The 22,479-nt window shown below is 58.9% G+C and carries 19 protein-coding genes and 3 pseudogenes; 17 read left to right on the forward strand and 5 right to left on the reverse strand.

Going from position 1 to position 22,479, the window contains the following annotated elements:
- Nucleotides 1-24 precede the first annotated feature (24 nt).
- The 10 genes from U5A67_RS37170 (at nt 25) to U5A67_RS37215 (ending at nt 8,851) form a co-directional block, all read left to right on the forward strand.
- Nucleotides 25-483, forward strand: coding sequence for a cobalamin-dependent protein (locus tag U5A67_RS37170; protein ID WP_321818274.1), 459 nt, complete (start codon nt 25-27; stop codon nt 481-483).
- Nucleotides 480-1,823 carry a hypothetical protein gene (locus U5A67_RS37175; protein WP_321818273.1) on the forward strand — a complete coding sequence of 448 codons (1,344 nt, stop codon included), beginning with the start codon at nt 480-482 and terminating at the stop codon, nt 1,821-1,823. Before U5A67_RS37170 ends, U5A67_RS37175 begins: the two co-directional genes overlap by 4 nt.
- A 15-nt stretch (nt 1,824-1,838) precedes the next feature.
- Nucleotides 1,839-2,777 carry an ABC transporter ATP-binding protein gene (locus U5A67_RS37180; RefSeq protein WP_321818272.1) on the forward strand — a complete coding sequence of 313 codons (939 nt, stop codon included), beginning with the start codon at nt 1,839-1,841 and terminating at the stop codon, nt 2,775-2,777.
- Complete coding sequence (locus tag U5A67_RS37185; RefSeq protein WP_321818271.1) at nt 2,770-3,558, forward strand: ABC transporter permease; 789 nt, start codon at nt 2,770-2,772, stop codon at nt 3,556-3,558. The genes U5A67_RS37180 and U5A67_RS37185 overlap by 8 nt, the downstream gene beginning before the upstream one ends.
- Nucleotides 3,559-3,598: 40 nt before the next feature.
- Nucleotides 3,599-3,844 carry an acyl carrier protein gene (locus U5A67_RS37190; protein WP_321818270.1) on the forward strand — a complete coding sequence of 82 codons (246 nt, stop codon included), beginning with the start codon at nt 3,599-3,601 and terminating at the stop codon, nt 3,842-3,844.
- 26 nt (nt 3,845-3,870) lie between these two features.
- The gene (locus U5A67_RS37195; RefSeq protein WP_321818269.1) at nt 3,871-4,758 is read left to right on the forward strand and encodes an alpha/beta hydrolase; all 888 of its coding nucleotides are present in this window, start codon (nt 3,871-3,873) and stop codon (nt 4,756-4,758) included.
- A gap of 191 nt (nt 4,759-4,949) precedes the next feature.
- On the forward strand, nt 4,950-6,344 hold the full coding sequence (locus tag U5A67_RS37200; protein WP_321818268.1) for a class I adenylate-forming enzyme family protein: 1,395 nt from the start codon (nt 4,950-4,952) through the stop codon (nt 6,342-6,344).
- Nucleotides 6,341-7,459, forward strand: coding sequence for a hypothetical protein (locus U5A67_RS37205; protein WP_321818267.1), 1,119 nt, complete (start codon nt 6,341-6,343; stop codon nt 7,457-7,459). Before U5A67_RS37200 ends, U5A67_RS37205 begins: the two co-directional genes overlap by 4 nt.
- On the forward strand, nt 7,449-8,318 hold the full coding sequence (locus U5A67_RS37210) for a hypothetical protein (protein WP_321818266.1): 870 nt from the start codon (nt 7,449-7,451) through the stop codon (nt 8,316-8,318). Before U5A67_RS37205 ends, U5A67_RS37210 begins: the two co-directional genes overlap by 11 nt.
- Nucleotides 8,312-8,851: a hypothetical protein gene (locus U5A67_RS37215; RefSeq protein ID WP_321818265.1), complete on the forward strand. Its 540-nt coding sequence runs from the start codon at nt 8,312-8,314 to the stop codon at nt 8,849-8,851. Before U5A67_RS37210 ends, U5A67_RS37215 begins: the two co-directional genes overlap by 7 nt.
- 217 nt (nt 8,852-9,068) lie before the next feature.
- Here the strand turns inward: U5A67_RS37215 and U5A67_RS37220 are convergent.
- From U5A67_RS37220 to U5A67_RS37235, 4 genes and pseudogenes are all read right to left on the reverse strand, one after another.
- A pseudogene (locus U5A67_RS37220) lies at nt 9,069-9,795 on the reverse strand (phage integrase family protein); the annotation flags it as partial.
- Nucleotides 9,796-10,208: 413 nt separating this feature from the next.
- A pseudogene (locus U5A67_RS37225) lies at nt 10,209-11,179 on the reverse strand (IS110 family transposase).
- A gap of 227 nt (nt 11,180-11,406) precedes the next feature.
- Entirely contained in the window at nt 11,407-11,610 is a 204-nt protein-coding gene (locus U5A67_RS37230) for a type VI immunity family protein (RefSeq protein ID WP_321818323.1), read from the reverse strand.
- Nucleotides 11,605-11,887, reverse strand: a pseudogene (locus U5A67_RS37235) (hypothetical protein); the annotation flags it as partial. The pseudogene U5A67_RS37235 and the gene U5A67_RS37230, both read right to left, overlap by 6 nt.
- Between U5A67_RS37235 and U5A67_RS37240 the strand changes: the two are divergent.
- On the forward strand, nt 11,858-12,367 hold the full coding sequence (locus U5A67_RS37240; protein WP_321818264.1) for a DUF3592 domain-containing protein: 510 nt from the start codon (nt 11,858-11,860) through the stop codon (nt 12,365-12,367). The pseudogene U5A67_RS37235 and the gene U5A67_RS37240 sit on opposite strands and share 30 nt — an antisense overlap.
- Nucleotides 12,368-12,370: 3 nt before the next feature.
- Nucleotides 12,371-12,997 carry a hypothetical protein gene (locus U5A67_RS37245; protein WP_321818263.1) on the forward strand — a complete coding sequence of 209 codons (627 nt, stop codon included), beginning with the start codon at nt 12,371-12,373 and terminating at the stop codon, nt 12,995-12,997.
- 58 nt (nt 12,998-13,055) lie between these two features.
- Here U5A67_RS37245 and tssF read toward each other — a convergent pair whose 3' ends face one another.
- Nucleotides 13,056-14,942: a type VI secretion system baseplate subunit TssF gene (gene tssF, locus U5A67_RS37250; protein WP_321818322.1), complete on the reverse strand. Its 1,887-nt coding sequence runs from the start codon at nt 14,940-14,942 to the stop codon at nt 13,056-13,058.
- 125 nt (nt 14,943-15,067) lie between these two features.
- On the opposite strand from tssF, the gene U5A67_RS37255 reads away from it, so the two are divergent.
- From U5A67_RS37255 to U5A67_RS37275, 5 genes are read left to right on the forward strand one after another with little or no spacing between them, the layout of a single operon-like run.
- Nucleotides 15,068-17,179 (forward strand): type VI secretion system Vgr family protein, encoded by a 2,112-nt coding sequence (locus U5A67_RS37255; RefSeq protein WP_321818262.1) that lies wholly within the window; start codon nt 15,068-15,070, stop codon nt 17,177-17,179.
- Nucleotides 17,180-17,183: 4 nt separating this feature from the next.
- A complete protein-coding gene (locus tag U5A67_RS37260; protein ID WP_321818261.1) occupies nt 17,184-18,611 on the forward strand; it encodes a DUF2169 domain-containing protein in 1,428 nt (475 codons plus the stop codon).
- Nucleotides 18,604-19,938: a PAAR-like domain-containing protein gene (locus tag U5A67_RS37265; protein ID WP_321818260.1), complete on the forward strand. Its 1,335-nt coding sequence runs from the start codon at nt 18,604-18,606 to the stop codon at nt 19,936-19,938. The genes U5A67_RS37260 and U5A67_RS37265 overlap by 8 nt, the downstream gene beginning before the upstream one ends.
- Nucleotides 19,939-19,940: 2 nt before the next feature.
- Nucleotides 19,941-20,411 (forward strand): hypothetical protein, encoded by a 471-nt coding sequence (locus tag U5A67_RS37270; RefSeq protein ID WP_321818259.1) that lies wholly within the window; start codon nt 19,941-19,943, stop codon nt 20,409-20,411.
- Nucleotides 20,408-21,373, forward strand: a complete 966-nt coding sequence (locus U5A67_RS37275) for a hypothetical protein (RefSeq protein WP_321818258.1) — start codon at nt 20,408-20,410, stop codon at nt 21,371-21,373. Before U5A67_RS37270 ends, U5A67_RS37275 begins: the two co-directional genes overlap by 4 nt.
- Nucleotides 21,374-22,479 lie beyond the last annotated feature (1,106 nt).

The following is a 22,479-nucleotide window of genomic DNA, read 5'->3' on the forward strand; positions in this document are numbered from 1 at the left end:
CTTCGAATGGATGGGAGAGCAAGCATGGCGACGAACCAACCCCTCATCGTGCTCGGTGCGACCGAGAGTGATGCGCACGTCGTTTCACTCTACGTCATTGCCATGGCGCTTGTGGAGCGCGGCTACGATGTCATCAATCTCTCATGTTGCAACGAGACCTCGGCGTTCTTTCACGTTTGGCAAAACAAGGCGCCGCCGCTTGCAATCGTCATCGCGAATCAGAATGGCTGTGCGCTAGCGGATCTGCGTGACCTGGGCGAACTGAAGCGTCGCCACGCGCCTGGCATTCCGGTCGTGCTCGGCGGTCACTATTTCGTTGGCTGCACGCCTTCTGACGAGATCGACGCGCAACTCTATACGTTAGGTGTCACCTGCATCGCAAACAGTCCCGCGGCGCTGATGGCGTATCTGGCGACGCTGCCGCGCTCCGAACCGCAACAGGACACGCATGCCGACGCGTCTCGCGAGGCCTGCGTGCGATGACGCGAAGCGATTTTCCGTGCCTGCGGCTGGCGGAGCATCTGCCGCGCCCGGACGAACTGATCGACTACGTGCGTGGCCGCAGCAAGGTGACCGTGGCTCAGCGCCTGGCGCAGGCCGACGCAAACGGCGACGTGCTGATGCAACCGCGTTGTGGCGTCGGCTCTCAGGAGCGCATGCAGCACCTGCTTCAGACGCTCGAGTGTCATGCGAACCCCGATGTGCTGACGTTGACGATCGACTCCCATACGCGCCTTGGACATTTCGACAAGGCGCGTGCGGTGCTCGAAGCCGATCCGGACCAGCTCAACGGCTACCCGCTTGTGGCGCACGGATACGCGCGCGCGCGCCTGCTCGACAATGCAGTGGAAGTCCCTTTGCAGGTGCGGCACGGCTCGCCGGATGGCCGACGGCTCTTTGCGGAGAGCGTGGCCGCAGGGCTCACGAGCTTCGAAGGCGGCGGCATCGGCTACAACTTGCCGTACTGCAAGAACGTGCCGCTCGCGCATTCCCTGTCGTGCTGGCAGGAGATCGACGAAGCTGTCGGACTGCTAGCAGCGGAAAACGTGATCGTCGAGCGAGAAATGTTCGGATCGCTAACGGGTGTGATCGTGCCGCCGTCGATTGCGATCGTCTGTGTGCTAATCGAGGCGATATTGGCGACCCGCGCGGGGTGCAGGAGTATATCGCTGTCGCTGCCGCAGGGCGGCAACATCGTGCAGGACGTCGCCGCGATGCATTGCGCGCGCTCGCTGGCGGCGAAGTATCTGCCGCCGGACGTGGCCGTGCACATCGTTTTGCATCAGTTCATGGGTATCTTTCCTGTGGACCGGCAGCGCGCGGATGCGCTCATCTACGCGGGCGGGTTGGCGGCCCGGCTCGGACGCGCAACGAAAGTCATCACCAAGACGTATCAGGAAGCGGTGGGGAGGCCCGATGCCGAAGCGAACATCGCGAGTCTCGTGATGACGCGCTGCGCGGTGGAGAACAGGATCGGCTTGCCGCTGCTGACGAGCGACATGCTGGCCGAGGAGTCGAATCAGATCGAAGCAGAAGTCGATCTCATGCTCGCGCCGCTGCTCGCGCACGCCGATCTGCCAGGCGCAACCGTGGCGGCCTTCGAAAAGGGCTGGCTCGACATTCCGTTCCCGGCCAACATCTGCGCACGCGGCGATGTCATTCCCGTGCGGGACGCTGCGGGTGCGATACGTTTTGCCAGCACCGGCAATCTGCCATTTTCACCGCGCGTCGCACAAGGGGCGCGTGGAAAGGACGCCGGTTCCTCGGACGGCAAACTGATTTCCGAGCGATTGCTAGAAAGTCTCTATTACTTTTCCGCTTGAGTGCGAATAACCATCATGACCACGACAAGACACGACATCGATTCCGACGACGCGGAAAATCCCTGTATCAACGTGGCGGGACTGCACGTGAAACTGCCAGGAACGTTCGCATTGACCATTCCGGACTTCCGTCTCTATCGGGGCGAACGGGTCGCGATTATCGGCCCGAACGGCAGCGGCAAGTCCACCTTTATCGAGTGTCTGCTGGGTGCTCGCATCGTGCCGGACGCGCAGATCTCGCTGTTCGGTTCGCGCCGCCCGCGGCTCGACGAATCGTTGCGCGCACGCCTTGGCGTGCAGATGCAGAACGCGGGCTTCAATGATCTCTACCGCGTGAAGGATCTTTACCGGCTGCACAAGCGTATGTATGCGGTGTCGTCCGATGAGGTGTTCGAGGCATTTGGCGTTCCGCAGTTATTCGGCAAGCGTTTCGGCGTGCTGTCTTCGGGCGAGCGGCAGCGCGTGCAACTGGCGCTGGCGATGGCGCATGTGCCCGAGCTGATGATTTTCGACGAGCCTACGTCAAACCTGGATCCGCACTACGAGGCGGTGTTTCGCGCGAATGTGCGCGACGCCGCGCGCGCGAATCCGGATATGGCCTGTCTCTTCATCACGCATACGGCGGCGGTGATGGCGGAGAGTACCGGCGTGCTGCGGCTCGTCGGTGGCCGAGTCGACAGAGCAGGCTCGCTCGAGACGGTCATCGAGGCCGACTTTGGTGCATTCGCGTGTCTGTTTTCCGGCGACGAAGACGCGTTGCGCGAGGCGGATGCCGTACTGGCGGAGCACCCGTCGCTGGTGCGGCGCGCCACGCGCGAACAGTCGATCGCCTATTTCGGGGGCATCGCATTACGCGACGCAGCTGCAAAGCTCGCGGCGATGGCTCGCTTCACCAACGTCAGGATGTGGCAGCCGGCGGCTGCCGATTTGCTGGAGGGCAGCTCGCATGCTTAGTCATACCTTGAAACTGTCGGGCGCGATGGCGCAGTTTTCGCGCATGGAGATGAAAACGTATCTCGTGCATCCGCTCGCGATGTTCTGGACCTTCGCCTATCCGGTGATTCTGTTTCTGCTCATGAACACCATCTTCGGTGGCCAGTATCGTGCGGGCAGCATTCGCTACGCTGACTATCTCATCACGGGCCTCCCGGTCCTGACAATCTTCACGAGTGCGCTGTTCAGCTTCGTATTGCCGCTGATCGAGCTGCGCGCGTCGAACAAACTGCGGATGTTGGGCCTTTTCCCCGTTCCGGGTGGGGTCTTCTTCGCGGGCTTCGCGCTTTCGAGAACGCTGATTCTCGCGGTGTTCACATTGCTTTTCGTGATGCTGATGTCGCATCTCGCGCCCGGCGCGACGCCGGTGCGGCCGCGCACGCTCGCATGGCTGATGATGCTGGCCGTATCGGGCTCACTGGCAATGATCGGCGTGGGCATCATCCTCGCGTCGATCGTGAAACGCACCGCGACGGCCACCGCGCTCGCCAACATTCTCAACGTGCCGGTGATTTTTCTTTCCGATCTATTTCTGCCGGTGGCCATCTTTCCCGGCTGGCTCCAGGCCGTTGCCCATCGCTCGCCGCTGTATCAGTTCGTCACGCTGCTCCGCGCGGTCTACGCAGACAACTTCGATCCCGCCGTGGCAGTTGCCTGGTCGGCCGGAATGATCGTGTGCGGCATCGTGATGATCGGTTTTGGCGCACGCCGCTTCAACTGGGTGACGAGTGACGGACGCTGACCTCACTCGTGTTTGACTGTCTCCGTTCATGGATATTCCAATGTCTCAAACTGAAAGCCAGGCCCTTACGGCATTCGCCGAAGAGATGAAAAGACTGCTCGGCGTGCGGCAGATCGATCTCGACACGCCCATGTCGCAACTCGGCGTCGATTCGCTGAATATCGTGGAAATGGTGGTGATCTGTCAGCAGATCTACGTCGATGTCAAGAACTACGAAGAGATTCAGATCGACGAGCACACGACGATTCGCGAGCTCGATGCGCAACTGTCGAGGTTGTCGGATTGATGAGTCCTGCTCACGACAATCGATCGATGCTGCGGGACTTTGCCGCCGCCTGCGCCGTGCGGCCGCCCGCGCCACCCGACCGGCGTGTGCGTGTGCTCGCGGACGACGGCACCGATCTCATCGCCGGCGTGCTCGAACCCAGGGGCGGCCCCGTGCAGTCCGTGCTGATTTTCTTCCATGGTGCGGGCGCACACATGAGCGCGGGCTATCTCGACCTCTGCGCGTCGATACGCGATAGCGGCCCCTGTGCGGCGCTGGTCCCCGACTTGCGGGGGCATGGCCGATCAGGCGGGGCGCGCGGTAAAGCGGCGCATCCTGCATGCCTATGGCGTGACGTTGACCGATGGGTGGAAACCGCACGAGCGCGCTATCCGGGCGCGACCGTGCACGTGGGCGGGCACTCGCTTGGCGCCGGCCTCGCGCTGAACTGGCTCACGCGCCATGGTCCGGCGCGGCGAGACCGCGTGGATAGCCTCATATTGCTCGCGCCCTATACCGGCCGCGCCGAGATCGACGCCGTGCAAGACGCCATGCAAGCGCGATTTGTTCAACATTCGAAGGAGCATGCGAGTGGCGACGAAGCGCGTGTGCGTTTCGATTATGCACCGGAAGCCGCGGCGGCCGCAGGATTGCTCACGAGCGTGTCGGCCGCTTTGTTCGCAGCGCTTGCGCCCGAAGATTGGTACGCGCAGCTCGGGCAGGCAGCGGCGCAGGTGGACGTCATCGCGGCGCGCGACGACGAACTGTTCGCGTGCTTGCCCATGTGCGAGGGCGTCGATCGTCTCGCGCGCGGCAGCCTGCGCGCGAGCGAAGTGGAGGGCGGTCACCTCACATGTCTGCATCGTGCCGGTCCGGCGATTGCCGCAGTGATCGAAGCGACCATTTCATCGATCCATTCCAGGGAGGCCAATTGAGCCATCAGGACGACTTGCGTACGCTTTTGCGTCACGCCTCGCTTTTGCCGAACGGAGAACTTCCATCCGGTGACGCGCGCTTTTGGGCGCACACGGTTACCGATCTGGCCGCGGGCTGGCTACGGGGTGGAAAGCTCGACAGGATTTACAGCGAGACCGGCGAGAGCCTTGATCTCGCCCGGATTCGCGCATTGCATGCGACCTATGCAGAAGCGGGGCTCGTCGCGCAGGATGTGCTGATGATCGACGCGGCGAACACGCTCGCGTCGGTGGCGGCGATTGTCGCTGCGTGGCTGTACGGTCTGGTCGTCTGTCCGGTCGATCCCGATACGCCCGCGGCGACCAAGGCGATGATTGCGCAGGCAGCCCATGCACGTGCGCAACTCGATGCGGCGGGCGATCTTCTGCTGTTGCAGCAGCAGCCCGCGCCGGCGACCATCGTGCTGCGCCGCCCCGCACGCGTGACGGGCCCCGACCTCGCGTTGCTCATTTTCACGTCGGGCAGCTCGGGAACGCCGAAGGGCGTGGTGCTCACGCACGCGAACGTCATGACGGCGTTGCGAGGCATCAGCAGCTATCAAAACATCCGCGCGGATGACCGGATTCTCTGCGTGCCGCCGCTCTTTTTCGACTATGGGCTGTATCAGCTTCTGCTCGCGATGTTCAATCGTTGCGAGCTCGTCGTAGCGGGCGGGCAGACGCATGCGGTGGCGTTGAAAAAGCTGATCGAGCGCGTCTCGCCGACGGTGCTCCCTGTCGTGCCGGCTTTGGCGTCCGGCGTGGCAAAGCTGTTTGCGATGGTGAACAAGGAGGCACGTACTGTGCGGCTCGTGACGAATACCGGCGGCCATCTCTCGGCTGGCACGGTCGAGTTGCTGTGTCAGGCGATGCCCCAGGCGGTCATCATGCCCATGTATGGCCTGACCGAATGCAAGCGCGCGCTCTACCTTGATTCGGTGCGCTTTCCTGCCGCGCGCGATACGGTTGGCGATGCGATGCCCGCGCTGGATGCCGTGCTCGTCGATCCGGCGTCGCCGACGTGCGCGATCGACAGGCAGGCAGGCGAGTCGGCGGTGGGCGAATTGTACGTGCGCGGCGCGAGCGTCATGCAGGGCTATCGGGGCGAAGCGGGCACGGCTGGCGCAAAACTGGTGGCCGGCCGGTATCGCGACGACAACTGGCTTGCCACGGGCGATCTCTTTCATCGCGACGCAGAAGGTCTGCTCCATTTTCGTGGCCGCTCGAAATCGCTGATCAAGCAAGGTGGCTTCTGTATCGTGCCGCGAGACATCGAAATCATGGCTGAAGCACTGGATGAGGTGATCGCCGCGCGGGTCGTTGGCCGTACCGAGCATGACGGAGACGAATCGGCGATTCTCTACGCGCAGATCGACGTACAGATGGACAAGGCGGGGCAGAAGGCCATCGTTGCGCAGCTCAAGGCGGCCATTCCGCGCACGCTGATGCCGCGCGAAGTGCGCTTCGTGACTGAATGGCCCTCGACACCGAACGGGAAAATCGATGCCGCGCGGTTGACTGCCATGGCGCGTGAGGCGAATGCAAACGGACGTGAGGCCAAGGCATGACCCAGTGGATCGAACAGCTGGCCGCGCGCGGCGTGCCGACACCCGCGTACGTCTATGGCGTCGAGGCCGCTGCGGCGAATTTTTGCGCGCTCCGCGAGGCGCTCGGCACGCCTGTCCTGCTTTGCCTGAGTGCTTGCGCGAACCCTGACGTACTGTCGAGACTTCCGGAAGATTGCCGCTTCGGCGCGCGCGTCGCAAGCCGTTGGGAAATGATGATGGTCGCGGCGTGGAAATCGGCGCTTTCCTATTTCGCCATGCCCGCGCTCGACGCCAACGCGGTGCGCGCGGCGCTGGGCAGCCGCTTGCGCATATTGATCGAGAGCCCATGGCAACTTGACATGCTGCTCGCGCAGCGAGGACAGCGCCAGGTTGCGCCGATCATTCTGGGCATCAATCCGGGTCTGACTCAACGCGACACGACGGTTGTGCCGATGAGCGCCGATCGCGGGCTCGACGCGGATGGCATCGCACAGGTGCTCGAACTCGCGCTGCGCAGCGATCTGCGCGTCGGCGGCGTTCATTGCTTCGCCGGCACGGGGAATTTCCACCGCGATGCGCTGGATGTCGCCCGGACCATGCGGGCGTGGCTTGGGCGCATCGAAGAGACGCTGGGTTACCCGCTGGAAACGGTGAACCTCGGTGGCGCGTTACCCGCCGATTGGGTCGATCGCACTTTCGACATGGCTGCGTATCGCACGGCCATCGCGCAGTTTCCGCCGCACGTGCAAGTCATTCACGAAGCGGGGCGCGCGATCTTCGCGAGCGCCGGCGTGTTTGCGACGCGCGTGCTGGCTGTCGGCGAAACCCTAGGCCGCCGCCACGCACGCTGCGACGGCGGCCTCGCACAGGCATTGCTGCTCACCCAGGCAGCAGGTACGCGCCGCGTGCCGGCTAGCCCCTATGTGTTCCGCGAAGGGTGTCTCGTGCCGCCGGGAGGGAATAGCGTGACCGAAGTGCTCGGTGCGTCCGGCCATCAGGGCGACACATTCGGCAGCGTGGACGTGGCGTTGCGCGCGGGCGACCTGCTCCTGTTTCCGGGCGCGGGTGCTTACTGCGAGACACATGCGGCGAGCCATTTGCTTGGCGAATCGGGAGTGCCCAGCTATGTCGTTTAGCCTTCAGGCCGCCGTCTATCGTCCGGCAGGGCCGTGGCCCGAGATAGCGCGTCGTGGCGCGAGGACGGTGGGCCGCGAACTGGCTCGCGCGATAGGCGAGCAGATCGAACGCGCCACCAAGGGCATCCCACGTGAGCAGATCGGGGTCAACATGGTCGTGTCGACCATCCTGGACATGCCGTTCACCTCGGGCTGGATCGAATGGGACGATATCGCTTCACAGATGCCTTCGTGGACGAGCGCAGTCCCGCACAACCTCGTGACGGCCTATGAATGTTCGTCGTGGGGATTCGTGCTGCGTTATGCGAATCTCTTCGAACGCCATCAACCCTATATCGTGCTGTCGATCGTCGATATTAATCTGTTCGACCTTACGCATTGGCACGAAAATCCTAATTGGGGAAAGTCCGGATTTGGCATTGCGACGGTCGTGCTCAAATTTTCGGGTGACGACACGATTCAATGCGACGTCGCCAGATCGGCGAACGGATTCGGCGAATTCTGCGTGGGCCTGCGCAACTATATGGAACGCGACAAAGCGGTGAGGGTGACGCCGCCATTTTTCCCGCCGAACATTTCCGCGCTGTATGACCGCTTACTGCCGCGCGAGCGCCTGTTACCCAATCTCGTCGATCAATACGGCCATAGCTTCGGCTCAGACCCGTGGATTGCACTGATCGAGCATCGGCTGGCCAAGCGTGACAGGCCCGGCGAGCGCTATCTCGCGACGTCGGTTTCGCTTAATGGTTACTGGTGCTTTGCCGAATTGGAATTCGCGACCGAAGGGATATTCCATATCGATCCCATGATCGAACCGTGTCGAATCGAACGGGACCGTCAGATGGAGAGCCTATGCTGACATTCGTGGGGCAGCTTCGATCGTCTCCGTTTGCAGGCGAACCAGTGCTTTCGTCGTATCGTGGGCATCGCCTGCTCAGCGAGGACGACTTTTATGCCTACGCCGCGTTCTCGAAGGAAAAATGGTCGCCGGTGCTACTGTCGTTCCAGCAGAAGTGGGCGCTTCTTGATCGTATCTTCGCCGCCCTCGACACCCATATTGGCGAGCGGGTCGAACGCATTATCCTGAGCAGTCGCGTACCGGGTACGCGCATGCCAGTCAGGCTGGGGGAGGGGCGAATCTTCCAGGTCGTTAGTCCAGGCGCTGAATGCGCGCGCTTGCACGCTAGTGGCGCATCGTTTGTTGCGGTGTATGAAGGATTCGTTCGTCATCCGATGGAAACTGGACGGAATGAACTGGCTCTCGTATGGCATCGGCCGCCAGAAGATTCGGCGACGCGCGATGCTTTTGAGGCGCTTAGCCTGGCGTTGCGGGATATTGGATTGCAGCGGCCCGAAGTCGATTGCACGGCGATTCTCGAGGCGCTGATCTGACTATTGCACAGTCGACGAACGCTGCCCGGTCGCGGGCCTGCATGATGTGCAGGTGGTCGGAGGTTCAAATCCTCTCGACCCGACCAAAGAAATCAAGGCCTTACAAGCGATGCTTGTAAGGCCTTTTTCATTGTGCGCCGAGCATGCGCAACAGCTTGGGGGTGCAAGTCCCCTGTCCAACCTGATGGTGGTGAATGACTAGCGAAACGCAAGGGCGTCGTCGTGAGGCGGGGTCTGAAGGAAGCGTGTAGCCGGCTTCGTAGTCGTTGCCCTCATCGAGCGTGCAGGTGGCGGCGGGTGCGCGGAAGTTGCCTTCGGAACCATCGACCTCGTGAGGCAGGCAGATCGATTCCCACGGCACGATAGGACTTTGCCGGCTGGTCACGATCAGCGCACGCGCCTTTTCGGTGAGCGCCGGCCACGCGGCCAAGAACGCCTCGATCGTCTGGGCGCTGGCCATGCCGAGGCCCCGGCACGACCTTCCACCACTGGCGTCGGCGCGGGATGCCCACGGTGAGATCAGCGAGTGTCGTGATGCCATACGCCTGCAGCACCCGCACGGCACGCGGCGCGAACCACTGCGCAATGTCGTCGGCGATCTGCGGTTCGGGCGGGCGGGTGGTGCGAAGCGCCTCGATCGCCTGGGCGACCGCTTTCGCGTGCTGCGCGTGCTCTTCCGCAGGATGATCGAGAAGCGCGGCCAGATGGTCGCGGTGCGCCGAGCGCGCGATCGCTACCAGCCTGCGCCGAATGCGGCCGAGCACGCCGCGCGCCGATTTCCCGTCACCGAGTGCCGAGGGCAGATAGCACTCGACCGCCGGCCGCACGGCAACGCCCGCATACCAGGCCGGTAACACGGCGAGTTCCGCGGCATCTGGAAAGCCGGACGGATGGTGATCGTCTGGACGGGACGGAGCGGGCAGGGAGGTGTGAAGCGTTTTCATGCAGTCGAATTTACTCGATAAACACACACATTATGATAATAAGGATTATCGTAATAGTCGTGTCGTGTATCGATTTTCGGGGATAACTTCGGCGCTCACGCAAGTAAATCTATGGTCCGCCCCAGTTTTGCAACCCCTGATCCTTGATGTCATGTTGGCTTGCTTAAATCTATCCGGCGTCGGTGTGGGGACTGTTCCCCGCGCCACGATGAAGTTCGCGCCTACGGCTCCTATAAAGTTGATCGACTTCAGAAGTCTCTTTACTTGCCAGGATGTTCCGCAGGCCGGTGTGCCGTTCACGTCATCACGTTTCAGTCGTCGCAAAGCAGAGAATAGGATGGTGAGCCCGTGTTCGTTCAAGCCAACGCTGCCGCACGCCCTGAATCAAAAGTGGTATGACGGGCGACGATCGCCTAGGGGGTTCGAGCAAGCTTGCTAGCCAGCGCGCAAGCCACCACGTTCGAATGGCGCCGCGTCAGGAGCGCACGGGTCCAGTCCGCTAGATGACCGGTTCGCTTCTCCAGACATTGCATGTAGGCGCGAGCGCATTGGACGAGGAGGCTTCGGATGTGCTTGTCGCCACGTCGACTGATTCCTAGAAGGTTGGATCTACCGCCTGTACTGTACTGGCGGGGAACAAGACCCAGCGAGGCCGCGAAATCGCGACTGCATCCGAACTGCTTGCCGTCGCCCATTTCTGAGGCAAGCACACTTGCCGTGATCGGCCCGATACCTGGAATGCTCATCAGTCTTTGACCGACGTCGTCATCGTCAAGCTGATGCGCCAGCTCGCGATCAAGCTCAGTGATCTGCGGCTGGAGATGCTTGAAATGCGCGTGTAGGCGCTCGAGGGTAGCGACAAGACGGGGCGGCAGAGAGTGGAAGCTGAGAAGCTCCGGCAATCGCTCAACCGCGGTCTTGCCAGTCGGCAGGCTGACGCCGAACTCAAGCAGGAAACCATGCATCTGGTTGATCGCTTTCGTTCGATCCCTCACCATCGTTTCACGAACGCGATGTAGTACTGAAAGTGTTTGCTGCGACTCGGTTTTCGGTGTCACAAACCGCATGGCCGGACGCGATGCGGCTTCGCAGATTGCTTCGGCATCGACGAAGTCGTTCTTGTTCGACTTGACGAATGGCCGCACAAATTGCGGAGAAATCAGTTTAACTTCGTGACCGAACGTCGCCAGCTTGCGTGCCATGAAATGAGAGCCGGCACACGCCTCCATGACGACAGTGCAGGCCGCGTAGGTTGCGAAGAACTCGATCAGTTGTCTGCGCCCGAGCTTCCTCCGGAAAATACAGCCTTGCCGTTGCTGTCCTGCCCGTGGACGTGAAAGCAGTGCTTGCCAAGGTCGATACTAACGAGCGTCGCATGATCCATGATGGTCTCCCGTTACGAGTGAGCGCTCCTAGCGTAACCCACCTCGAGAGGTGGGGCGGACCATGTCATTAGTTGTGTCTAAATTGCTGAGACCCTCGTCAGCGAATTCCATATGGGCCAGCAGGCCGAGCAGCCTGCAATGACGGGCCGGACATAGGGGTGCTGCCTTACCTGTAGACCAAAGTGCAACCCCAGCTTGCTATCCGGGGCGTCCACATAAGCCACTTTTAGTAGAGTCGAATCCAACACGGGTTGAGTTTGTTCGGCTCAACCGGAAATCTACGCAGCCACGCTTCACTTGTCACCGTTGTGCTAAGCAGCGGTTTAGTGCCGTTGACCGTTCCGTCCAGAAGGCTGCGAACCGTGCTGGCAACAATCGGGCGTAACGCGGCATTCAGAGGGACGTAGGCCGGCGGTGGGGTAGACGCCATGAGCTTGACCGTATGGCCGTGCTGCTGTAACGGGCGTGCCAAGTGATGCGCACCGGAGCGCGCCTCCATGCCGATGAGGCGCGTTGGCAACGGCGCAATCAACTTCGCCAACTGATCGCGCGGAACACGTGGTTCGATAAACATCGCGTTGCCGGTTTCGTCCCCCGCCGTGAATGGCGAATACATTCTTGGCATAATCGATCCCGATAGTGAAAGTAGGCGTGGACTCCCCATCTCGCAGGTGTCGATGGACGTTCGCAATTTCATCATGACACATTCATCACATTTCATCCTCACCTCTATTCTCACGTGGGATAATGTTGGTGAGAATGATGGCGCCTTTCAACTTCAGGAAAGATCCGTGGTCAGTAAAACACTCAAGTTCAACTACGGTGCACTGGTGATCGGCTTATGCATCGCGATCTGGACCCTGTTCTCGCTCAGCGGACAGATAGCCTTTGTCAAATCTTCGGTCGTGACGCAAGGCAAAGTCGTTCGGCTGAACTACGGCGAGCATCATCCTCAGATTTTATTTGTGACACAAACGGGTGAGCGCATATCGATTCCGGGGAGCTTTGTATCGGCGGAGGTCGGGGACTCTGTTCGCGTTCGCTACGACCCGGATAATCCGCGAGCATCGGCAGTAATTGACTCGTTTTCCAACTTGTGGCTTGAGACGCTCATATCATCCGTATTCATGATCGCTTTCCTCTACGCGGGATTGACAGGGCAAGAATTCCGACCGAGGTATGGATAATCCATGTGGATAAAGACACTCAGAGAAAGCAACTGGAAATACGATACGGGAGCTGGCGGTGGTGGTGGGATTGATGTGGTACTCGCTTCCGGTGGCGTCGTTGTGCTTGATCCTCCCACGGGGCAACCCGAACAGTTTGCGTATGCAGGCGTGGGCATGGGCATTACATTCCCCATCCTCAAATGGCTTAAACTGGGTAAGCTTGAACTGCCCAAGCTCAACGTTCAGGGGCGTAGTGTCGGCGCGAGCGGAGCCACAAAGGGCTTCGACAGTTCGGGAAAGGTCTATATGACCGAGGCGTTTCGTGGCACAGAGCTGGAAATCAGGAACTTCGAAGGCGGCGTGATTTATGTCGATTGGTCACTCGGCTATCTCGCGGGCTGGAGCGGTACATTTATGCTTGCGGGAATCGATCCGCGACTCATGAAACTGGCCACCGTACCAGTTGCTGGAGCGGCGTTTATGCGGCAGGCGATTATGTCGGCGCCGGTATTCATCAGGACAGTGGGGCGAATGGAGGGGCTGACGGACTCACTGGGCGGAGGCATCATGTTCGGCCAACTGACCTATCAAAGCCCGGAGCCCGCCCCGAAACAGGGGCCGGTTTGCGAAGTGCCGGGCGTAAATTGAGTGTGGGTAAATCTTGCTCACTGGCAGTAGTCTGAGCGCTCTTCGATACCAGACATGATTAGAGCACAGGATGGGTTCCAGACTGAGCAGGGCAGCGTAACAGCTCTCTGCGATCCTGCTCCGAGCACAGTACTAACTGCACATAATTGATCTCCGGTGCATAGGGCGCAAAAAACTGGTCCAGCACACGCCCGAACAGGCTCAACGCGATACCGCGCATCGCGCTTTCGTCGAGTGTCACCACGACTTCCACTCCGCGCACGAACGACGGAAACTGGCAGGCAAGCGTCATCCACCGAAGAGCGGGTCGGTACTCGAGCCCGACGATTGCGTCGATGGCGCGCCGGGTAATGCTTGTCCGCGGGGCGTGCAGTTTCAGGAAATCTCTGAGCTCCTTTAGTCCAGGCTCGGGGTGCCCAAATGGGCGCTGAGCCATGCCCGCCAGAACGCGCCAAAGTGCGTCCTGCCCTCTCGGCAGCGAGGCCGGGACGGTTGGCCGTGTCAACAGCCTGATAGGACAGGTCAGAGCAGCGCCTTCATGCAACAGGTCGCTATCCGGCGCACCGATTGGCATACGAGACGGCAGGTCGCCGTTGGTCGCCGTGAGTTCAATGTGAAGTTGCGGTTGGGGTGGATGGGCGATTTCGCCACCCTGGTCGACAAGCGAGAGAAGGAGCGGTGCGCGGGAGGCGTCGTTTGCCTGGTCCGGGTCGCGAATCGCCGTCCAGTACAGAGACCTTACAGTGGACGGCTGATAGTGACTCAAAGCCCGATAGGCGGGGACGGTGTTGCGCAGTGCCAGCCCTGCGATTTCCCGCTCGGATTGCATACGATCTTCCAACTCGACGTAATCGATGGAATACACATCAAGCGGCAAGCCTGTTTGCAGTGGCACGGGCGTCACGGGATAGGCAGTGGCGGCGCTTGTCAGCGGAATTGGCGCCGCATCGCGCCGGAACAGATTGACGACGGGCGTGCAAAACAGCCTGAAAGCAGCAGCATCCAGCCCGGCAAGTGTTTGTGCAGCAATTGAATTCACGGGTGTATTGCAAAGGGCGATGTGCAGAGTCAGCATCCGTGCAGTGGTGTCATTTGGCGTGATCGCGGCACGTCGAAGTCTCCCGAGGTCGATATTAATGAAGTCGAATTTTTCGGGAAACGCAAAATATTCGATTAAGGTGCGCAGCGCATCCGACGTATGGGTTGCTTCCTGCGGCAGTAGACGTTCGTCCTCGCTGAAACCCGCTGCATCGATCGGGACGTCGGGGAGCGCAACCCACCGTCCACAGTGGTCGACTTCGACGAAGGCAGCGCGGGCCTGTATGAGCAGCGCGTCGCTGAGGGCAGCCACAAGCGCGTATTCGCCGGACAAGTAAACGCATAGAGGGCCGCGGGGAATCGTTGCATCGAACGATTCCGATGCCGTGGCGCTGGCGATTGTAATCGAAATGACGCCGGTAACATCGGCCGGTAGCCTGACCGCGGCAGGGGCCACGGTGGCTGGTGCGTAACATGCCGAATGGATACGCAGTGGCGCGAGAATGACATCGTAGACCGTGCGGAATCGACATGGCGTGACATTGGCGTCGAGCGTTGTCCCACGAGCGATGCCGAGCGATGCCGTGAGCTGGCCGAACAGGGCAGCGGGTTCGAATTGAGCTATTGCACAGGCCGGCATCGTGCGAAGGTATTCAGGATAGAGCACTTCGAGCAGCGATTCCGTGAATTCGGGATAGCTGTCCTCGATCCTGGCATCGATCCGCGCGCTCAAGAGCGCGAACGTCTGCATCATACGATCGACGTGCAGATCATCCGCTCCGTTTGAAATCCCGAGCCTGGCAGCGATTTTCGGATGGCGCTGGGCAAACTCCGTCAACCTGCGTGACAGCAAACCGATTTCGTATTCGTAGTGGGGCAGCAGGTGTTCCATTTTTCGTTCATGCATATTCAATTAAATATGCATCGTGAATTATATGAGATCGTAAATGACAAAATTTACGTGGGAATGCGGTTTAGAATTCGCTGACAAATAATAGCCTGCTACTCAAACTACAGGAACTTGAGGTTGTCATGCAAATGTCAGATATTGCAGATTTTTTCGACCTTCAAGGCAACCGGCTTTTTACCATTCAGACGCCTATGAAAGGGCAATCCGATTTGGTGATGGTCGAGTTCCAGTGTGCTGAAGGTCTGTCCCGGAATTTCGAGATGTACGCGCAGCTCGCGTCGCAAGACCCGAACATCGAGCTGAAAAAGCTGATCGGACAGCCCGTGACGATTACGTTACAGCTGACCGATGCGCTCGCGAGTTCCGACGAGCGATATTTCCATGGTTACGTCGCAAGCTTCACGCACCTCGATAACGATGGCAGTTTCACGCTTTACAGCGCGACGATCTTGCCGTGGCTCTGGATGCTGTCACGTCGCCGCGATATCCGGATCTTCCAGGAAGAAAATACCGAGGCGATTCTCTCCAGCGTATTTCAGGAATATGGCCAGATCGCGTCTTTTGAATTCCGCCTGTCCAAAGCCACGAAGAATCGTAGTTACTGCACGCAGTATCGGGAAACCGATCTGGAGTTCGTTGAACGCCTGATGCAAGAAGATGGTCTGTTCTTTTTTTTCGAACATGCCAAAGATGGTCACAAACTGGTCATCACGGATAACTCGACTGTTGCAAAGCCAATCGATGGGCCCAGCGCGTCGCTGCAATATACGAAGGGCGAGGCACTCGACAATCAGGCAATTATTACCTCGTTTCAGGCGAGCAGGCAATTGGAGTCCGGCAGCGTCGGGCTGAAGACGTTCGACTACAAGGCACCGCTTGCGCGCCGCTTCGTATCTGGCGGAACCGATGTCAACCAGGGAGAAGTGCCGCCGTACGAGGTCTACGATTATCTGGGCGAACATGGGTTTGCCGACAGCGATCGCGGCGAAGAACTGGCGCGTTTCCGTACGCAGGCGCTGGCGGCGCACAGCAAGATCTTCGTCGGTGCGAGCAACAGCCGGCGACTGTCACCGTGCCGATATTTCGAGCTGAACGATCACTACGATCACAATGACGCCAAACCTGAGGACCGGCAGTTTTTACTGACGACGGTTACGCATAGCGGCACGAACAACTATCAGGCTGGCGAGGGCGCGGCGAACTATCAATGCAGTTTCACCTGCATCCGAAAGAAGATCCCGTACCGTCCTCCCTTCACGATAGAGCGTCCGTCTATCATCGGGCCGCAGACAGCGATTGTCGTCGGCCCGGAACGCGAGGAAATCTATACCGACAACCTTGGCCGCGTGAAGGTGCAGTTCCATTGGGACCGCCTTGGCAAACGCAATCAGGGTAGTTCTTGCTGGGTGCGCGTCGGGCAGCCGTGGGCGGGGCGTGGTTTCGGGATGATCCAGATTCCGCGCATCGGCGATGAGGTGGTCGTCATTTTTCTCGATGGGGATCCGGACAGGCCGCTGATTATTTCGAGCGTCTACAACTCGGCCAACATGCCGCCGTGGGTCTTGCCGGCGAACGCGACGCAAAGCGGAATTCTGTCGCGCTCTACCAAGACCGGGAACGTTAACACCGCCAATGCGATCCGCTTCGAGGACAAGAAGGGGCAGGAGGAGGTATGGCTGCATGCGGAGAAGGATCAGCGTATCGAGGTCGAAAATGACGAATCCCATACGGTCGGCCATGATCGTAGCAAGACCGTCGAGCACGACGAAACCGCCCATATTGGTCACGACCGAACTGAGACGGTCGACAACAACGAAACGATCACGATCGGCGTCGACCGCACTGAGCAGGTTGGCAAGAACGAGACGCTGACAGTTGGCGGCAATCGCACGGAGATCATCAAAGGGATGGAGAACCTTGTGATCGCGCTGACGTCGACGGAGACCGTGGGCCTTGCAAAGGCGTTGACGGTCGGCGGTGGCTACCAGGTGACGGTGGCCGGTGCGGTCAATACGTCGGCAGGGCTTGCGAGTGCTGAGGAGGTGGGCCTGTCGAAGACTGCTATGGTTGGGCAGTCCTACTCGATTAAGGCTGGCAACGCGTTCGAGGTCACAGTCGGCAAGTCGACGTTTCGCATGGATGCGGACGGCAACATCACCCTCAAGGGCGTCAGCATACTCATCGAAGGTTCTGGTCCAGTCGCGATCAACGGTAAAGACGTGGATGTGAACTAACCCGATGGAGTTCATCAACCACACCCCATTTCCTGCGCTGGCCTTTGCCGGTGTCGATGCCCGTGAGCAGGAATTCCATGTCGTGGTGCTTCGGCAAACCTTGACCTGGAATGAGGCAGACGGACTTCATTTTTCCGACGAACAGCAACCCTTATGCGAGGCAGACGAGTTCTTCAGAGTGGACATGCAGGGCAGCGTTCGGCAGGAATCGGATTTGTGCCCTTACAAGCCTCGTTGCGACGTGATTGTTAACGCGACGGCTTATCCGCCGGGTCACACGGATGGAAATGGCCCGGGAGAATTCGACATTCGGCTTAGGGTTAGCCGGCCCGGTTCGCCCATACCGTTGCCCCCGGAGCCTCATGGACTCAATCCGTTAATGGCTGCATCGCCCGAAGCAATGGGGTCATGGAACGCCGAACTCGAACTTGCAAAACAAACGACGACGCCAGATCAGCACCTGATCGACAAGACGCTAGTTGTTACGGGTGAACGTCAGTTCGTCAGACGAAAAGGATTGCTGCGTCTAGCGGCCGCGATCGCTAGGATCGGCTCCCTCGGCACGGTCCGCTTACCGGACTGGCAATTGACGGTTCCGCAGCCGTCGCGCGCCATTCCGGTGCACCTGGAACGTGCCTTTGGTGGTCAATGCCGTATCGAGGTGGACAATAAGGCAGCCGACAGAATTTCGAAGAAGCAGCGTTTGACGCCAGAGCAGTCCGAAGCCCATCCGGACGCGCCGCGCGCACCGGTCGCACACGCGGCGTATCCAGCCAACGTCGAAGGACAGGGGTTTGCACGCGCCTGGTATCTGGATGCCGTAGGCGTTGACATCGTTGCTGCGCCGCAAATCGAATATCTCGCGCGACCTGTTACCTCGGCCCATTTTAATTCTGCCCGTCTTGGGAAGCTTGACGAAACGGAGCCGCTTGTCGCTGGGCTGGGTGTCCGTCCCAAGGGGCATCCTGAGCGGGCAAAACTGGTGGGAACGATAGATCGAGCGTTTATTGAGAGCGATGCTCCGTTGCCGAAGGATTTTGATTTTGCGGTGTGGAATGCAGCATGGCCAGATCAGCAGGTCGATGCGCTGAGAGGCGATGAGCAAATCGAGTTGGTGAATTTGTGCACCGCTGATACGCCATGCGCGATACAGGATGCCTCTAGTAACGTCAGATTGACATTGAGACTTCCCGGCCACTTGCCATTTGCACTGGTACGGTTTGAAAGCGGCAGCATAGGGGAAGTTGAGGCTCGACTCGACACAGTGCTGATCGACCCCGAGCGGCGCGAAGTGTCATGTGTCTGGCGAGTGACGCTTGCCAAACAGCCGGGCGTGCGTGTTCTTGAGATGCGCATGGTTGAGCAAGGCGAAATTGGCCTGCTGGCGACCGATTCCGCCGTATCTCAAGGTGAGAGGCGGATCCATGGCTAGCCGACTCGGAGCGCGCAAGGACAGCGCGTTCAAGGCAGTGTCAACGGCGCCGTCTATTAACAAGACACCAGTTGGCAGCAGTACACCGCCATTGCCGTACCCTGTAACCGAGGACCTCTCCGGCAGTCTGGGGACCGTGCCGAACGTGCGTTTCAACGGCGATCCGGCGTACGTGCTCAATCAGAGCACACAACCGGCCTGCAAGGGGGATGCCGCCGGGTCCTGCAACGGCGTCAAGAGCGGAACGGTCAGTGGCGAGGTCAAGCCGGTCGAGGGTTCCAGCACGGTTCGAATCACAGGCAAGCCGGTGATTCGTGAAGGCGATCCGTGTACGCTCAATGGTGGAAATTGCCCCGGCATCTATGTCACCCAGTCGGCACCTGGCGCCTCGATCGAGGGAGGAAAGCCGAGCGCAAGCTGCAATCCGCCCGTAAAGCCAGAAACGCCTGAAGAGGAAGGTTGGTGGGGTACGGCGAGCCCTTGGGTGCACGGTGCGCTCGGGGTGGCGAGTTTCGTACCAGGGCTCTCCCTCGTGACTGGAGCAGTGGACGCCGGGATTTACGCGGCCGAAGGCGATATGGTCGAGGCAGGACTCTCGGCTGCGAGCATGATTCCAGGTGGTAAGGTGGTCACCACTGCCGGTAAGCTAGCCAAAGGAGCGGTGAGTCTTGCCAAGGGCGCGCACGCTGCTGAAGAGGCTGCGAAAGCGGCCAGGCTTGCGAAGGACGCGGAGGACGCAGCGAAGGCGGCTAAACTTGCCAGGGAAGCGGAAGAAGCGGCTAAACTCAAAAAGTCTGAAGAAGAGGCCGCTCGCCTGAAGAATGCTGAGGGTGATGCAAACACCGGTACCAAAGACCGGGATGGCAAGAAAGTCAAGGGCAAGAAGAAGCTCAAGTGCGGCGAGTACGGCAAGTACGGCGATCTGAAGAAAAAAACTGGCGATGGCAAGTTCGATCGGGATCATATTCCGTCGAAGGCAGCACTGAAGGAAAGAGCAGAATCAATGCTGGATGAAGGGGAAAAACTTTCTCCTGGACAACGTAAGGCCATCGAGGATTGGGGCGATTCCATCGCGATTCCACGGCAGGCTCACATTGATGTTAGCCCCACTTATGGAGCGAAGAATATTGGATTGGCGCCTCAAGACGCAGACAATCTCGCAGGTGCGGCTCGCCGAGATGTCGAATCTATGCTGAGCAAGATCGACGAGTATGATGCAGATGGCGGTTGCAAGAAGGCATATCAGAAAGCCGCGAAACGAGTACTACGCATGACAAATCGAGATTTTGATAAGGCTTTGCTCGAGATCATTCAGAAGGTGAAATAGATATGAAAACGCAAGAATTCACCGATGCGATCGGAAAACAGGCAGACTCAGATGTCGTAAAACATCTACTGCACAATTTTGGTATCGATCGACGAGTCGCCATCAAGCGCGATGAGACAGATGTGTACGAGAACATTACTGACGCTGGCGTGTCGCTGCTATTTGAGAGCGAACGCTATGTAAGTGCGAAACATAAGGTCGAGTTTCCGACGGATGCACCAATTCTTACCGCAATTTTCCTCTATGGAACTGGAGATGATGAATTCTGTGAATACAAAGGAGATCTTCCTGAGGGACTGACGTTTTCGGATAGTCGAGAATCGGCTACTCAGAAACTCGGTAGCTCGGAAAAATACAATCCAGACCGAAATTCCGAATTTTGGGATTTTTCAGGAAATGTACGATTTTTCGTTCGATACGCAGGTGACGAAAAAACTATAGAAAGAATTCAATTCGGAATTCTTTGGCGATGAAAGCTGAATTTATCGTCTGTGGCTTCGGTAGTCCTGCTTCTGCGGAATGCATTGATGGTATTCTCGAGGAACTGGGGACTTATCAACGTCCAGAACTACCTGATGGGCGCCAGGCATTCTACGACTGGATTCTCGTTCGTCGTCAAGGAGTAGAACTTGGATTTGTTGATTCGGAGTATCAAGCTGCGACAGCTCGGTGGCAATGGGGGCGAGGTCATTTGCTGCTCAGTCAGGCTTATTTCTATTCTGGCGTCGACGATATCCGGGCATTTGCCGACGAGCTGCCATTCGAATTGACGTTTGAAGACAGTCGCGAGATTGCGCGGGCAAAGCTTGCCGAGTTTGAGGCAACCCGGCACTCATATCGAGATGACACATGGGATGTCGAAGGCTATCGTCTCAGCGTGATGTACGCGAAAGCAGGTTCAGCGATTGATCGTATCGCTTGCCGTATGCTTGCCTCACCGATTCCGCGCAAGACTCAGGTGCAGTTTCCAGATCTAATTAGAGTAGCCGATACGTTTGGCTATGAGGCAAGATCGCCGGAGTTTCGGGCGCTCTGGCCGCATTCGCTGACGGACGATGATTTTCGAGCCATCCGCGACGATGGCGAACTCGATCTGACGCAAAGCTATGGTGCGACGCTCGGCTTTGTGGATAGCAGTTCGGGGCCGATATTTCGCGCTATTACTCTGCATCGAAACCGGGATCAGGAATCGGTTGGGTGGCATGGGGCACTACCTCTGGGCCTGGATTTCGAGGATAGCCCGGAAACTTTATTTGGGAAAATCTCCAGGCAGCCGATTCAGCAGGCCAACTCGGTTTTAACGGGACACGCAGTTTGGCATTTCGATAACTACACACTTCATGTTCTTTATAGCAACCTGGATAACAGGCTGTTGCGTGTCAAGTTACTCTCCCCGGGTACGTGGAAGTGCGTTGAAGACGAGGATCTCGCATAGTTTCGATTCTTGTGCATCAGACTGGCATTTCGTCGAATCGATGATGCCAGAACGTAAGCGCGTCTTCATTACCGGGACATGGTCAGAGTTATGCGTTCGAGTGCGCCCAATCCCACTTGCCCGCGCGAGCATCGATCATGGTCGGTGTTAAGGGAGACCCGCTATGGGCGCAAACGACACACTTCACGTCCCGCCGTGCACGGAGCGCCTGGCGGACACTGTTCGACCAGTATGCGCGCTGGCGTTCGCCCATGAACACTGGGCTCTTGCGGCTTGCCATTGCGTCAGCTTCCACTATTTTAGACCCGCAAACTACAGAGTTAGACCCGCAAGCTACAGAGTCACTTCGGTTGTGCCGTCAAGCAGTTAATCGCGCACCATTTGCGCGATGGTTAGTTGGTGCCGTCCCTGCGCCGCGCCGGGATAGCGCCGTTCGATTGATGTGCAAACTGAAGTGCACATGTTTTTGTTGACAGAAGGTCGAGATGACTAGCTGGCGTTTGTTCGCAACATCCCCAGCCACTAGAGTCTCTCCTTGTGCCGTCAGGGTCGGCGTTTTCCGTCCAGCTGATATATGAGTCAATCTGGGACGAAAAACGGGTGCCCGCCGCGTGGGAACTCAGGCCACTCAACTTCGTTGACATACTCGGCATACTTCACGAAGAGAGGGTTTGCGCCGTGTACGTTGGCTATTTCCAAAGCTGGTTCCGGCACAACGCCTTGCGGAAACAAGTGTTCCACCAAGTGCGCGTCATAGTCCCCACGCACCACGACTATCCGCATCCCCGCATGAGCGTATCCAGCCAACGGCCTGCCGCCCCGAACGTGAATTCTTGCCATTCCCGTGCCCTCCTCGTATTTTCCTACTGGACCCGGGCATCAGGCGCGAGCGCTATCGAATTAAACTGATTCTTTTGACCCAACTTGACACGACCCGTTCTGCAAGGGCGGCGTATAAGGCTGGCCCCTATGCCAACTTCTGTGATCTAACGCGACAAATTCACGTATTTTTGTTACTCAACGCGACAAATGCGCGGGAGTAGAGCAGATTTTTGTGACTCAACGCGACAAGCCAGTTCTGCGAGCGCAGCATGTAAAGCTGGCCC

Origin of the sequence: Paraburkholderia sp. J69-1 (assembly GCF_905220255.1) — a bacterium.
GTDB lineage: Bacteria > Pseudomonadota > Gammaproteobacteria > Burkholderiales > Burkholderiaceae > Paraburkholderia.

Excerpts from the sequence above, each read along its gene's own strand:
- U5A67_RS37210 (WP_321818266.1), top strand. The coding sequence starts at position 7,449 with ATGTCGTTTAGCCTTCAGGCCGCCGTCTATCGTCCGGCAGGGCCGTGG.
- U5A67_RS37265 (WP_321818260.1), top strand. The coding sequence starts at position 18,604 with ATGGCTAGCCGACTCGGAGCGCGCAAGGACAGCGCGTTCAAGGCAGTG.
- U5A67_RS37270 (WP_321818259.1), top strand. The coding sequence starts at position 19,941 with ATGAAAACGCAAGAATTCACCGATGCGATCGGAAAACAGGCAGACTCA.
- U5A67_RS37260 (WP_321818261.1), top strand. The coding sequence starts at position 17,184 with ATGGAGTTCATCAACCACACCCCATTTCCTGCGCTGGCCTTTGCCGGT.
- U5A67_RS37215 (WP_321818265.1), top strand. The coding sequence starts at position 8,312 with ATGCTGACATTCGTGGGGCAGCTTCGATCGTCTCCGTTTGCAGGCGAA.
- U5A67_RS37185 (WP_321818271.1), top strand. The coding sequence starts at position 2,770 with ATGCTTAGTCATACCTTGAAACTGTCGGGCGCGATGGCGCAGTTTTCG.
- U5A67_RS37230 (WP_321818323.1), bottom strand. The coding sequence starts at position 11,610 with ATGGCGTCTACCCCACCGCCGGCCTACGTCCCTCTGAATGCCGCGTTA.
- U5A67_RS37205 (WP_321818267.1), top strand. The coding sequence starts at position 6,341 with ATGACCCAGTGGATCGAACAGCTGGCCGCGCGCGGCGTGCCGACACCC.
- U5A67_RS37275 (WP_321818258.1), top strand. The coding sequence starts at position 20,408 with ATGAAAGCTGAATTTATCGTCTGTGGCTTCGGTAGTCCTGCTTCTGCG.
- U5A67_RS37240 (WP_321818264.1), top strand. The coding sequence starts at position 11,858 with ATGGACGTTCGCAATTTCATCATGACACATTCATCACATTTCATCCTC.
- U5A67_RS37245 (WP_321818263.1), top strand. The coding sequence starts at position 12,371 with ATGTGGATAAAGACACTCAGAGAAAGCAACTGGAAATACGATACGGGA.
- U5A67_RS37190 (WP_321818270.1), top strand. The coding sequence starts at position 3,599 with ATGTCTCAAACTGAAAGCCAGGCCCTTACGGCATTCGCCGAAGAGATG.
- U5A67_RS37195 (WP_321818269.1), top strand. The coding sequence starts at position 3,871 with ATGCTGCGGGACTTTGCCGCCGCCTGCGCCGTGCGGCCGCCCGCGCCA.
- U5A67_RS37255 (WP_321818262.1), top strand. The coding sequence starts at position 15,068 with ATGCAAATGTCAGATATTGCAGATTTTTTCGACCTTCAAGGCAACCGG.
- U5A67_RS37175 (WP_321818273.1), top strand. The coding sequence starts at position 480 with ATGACGCGAAGCGATTTTCCGTGCCTGCGGCTGGCGGAGCATCTGCCG.
- tssF (WP_321818322.1), bottom strand. The coding sequence starts at position 14,942 with ATGCATGAACGAAAAATGGAACACCTGCTGCCCCACTACGAATACGAA.
- U5A67_RS37180 (WP_321818272.1), top strand. The coding sequence starts at position 1,839 with ATGACCACGACAAGACACGACATCGATTCCGACGACGCGGAAAATCCC.
- U5A67_RS37170 (WP_321818274.1), top strand. The coding sequence starts at position 25 with ATGGCGACGAACCAACCCCTCATCGTGCTCGGTGCGACCGAGAGTGAT.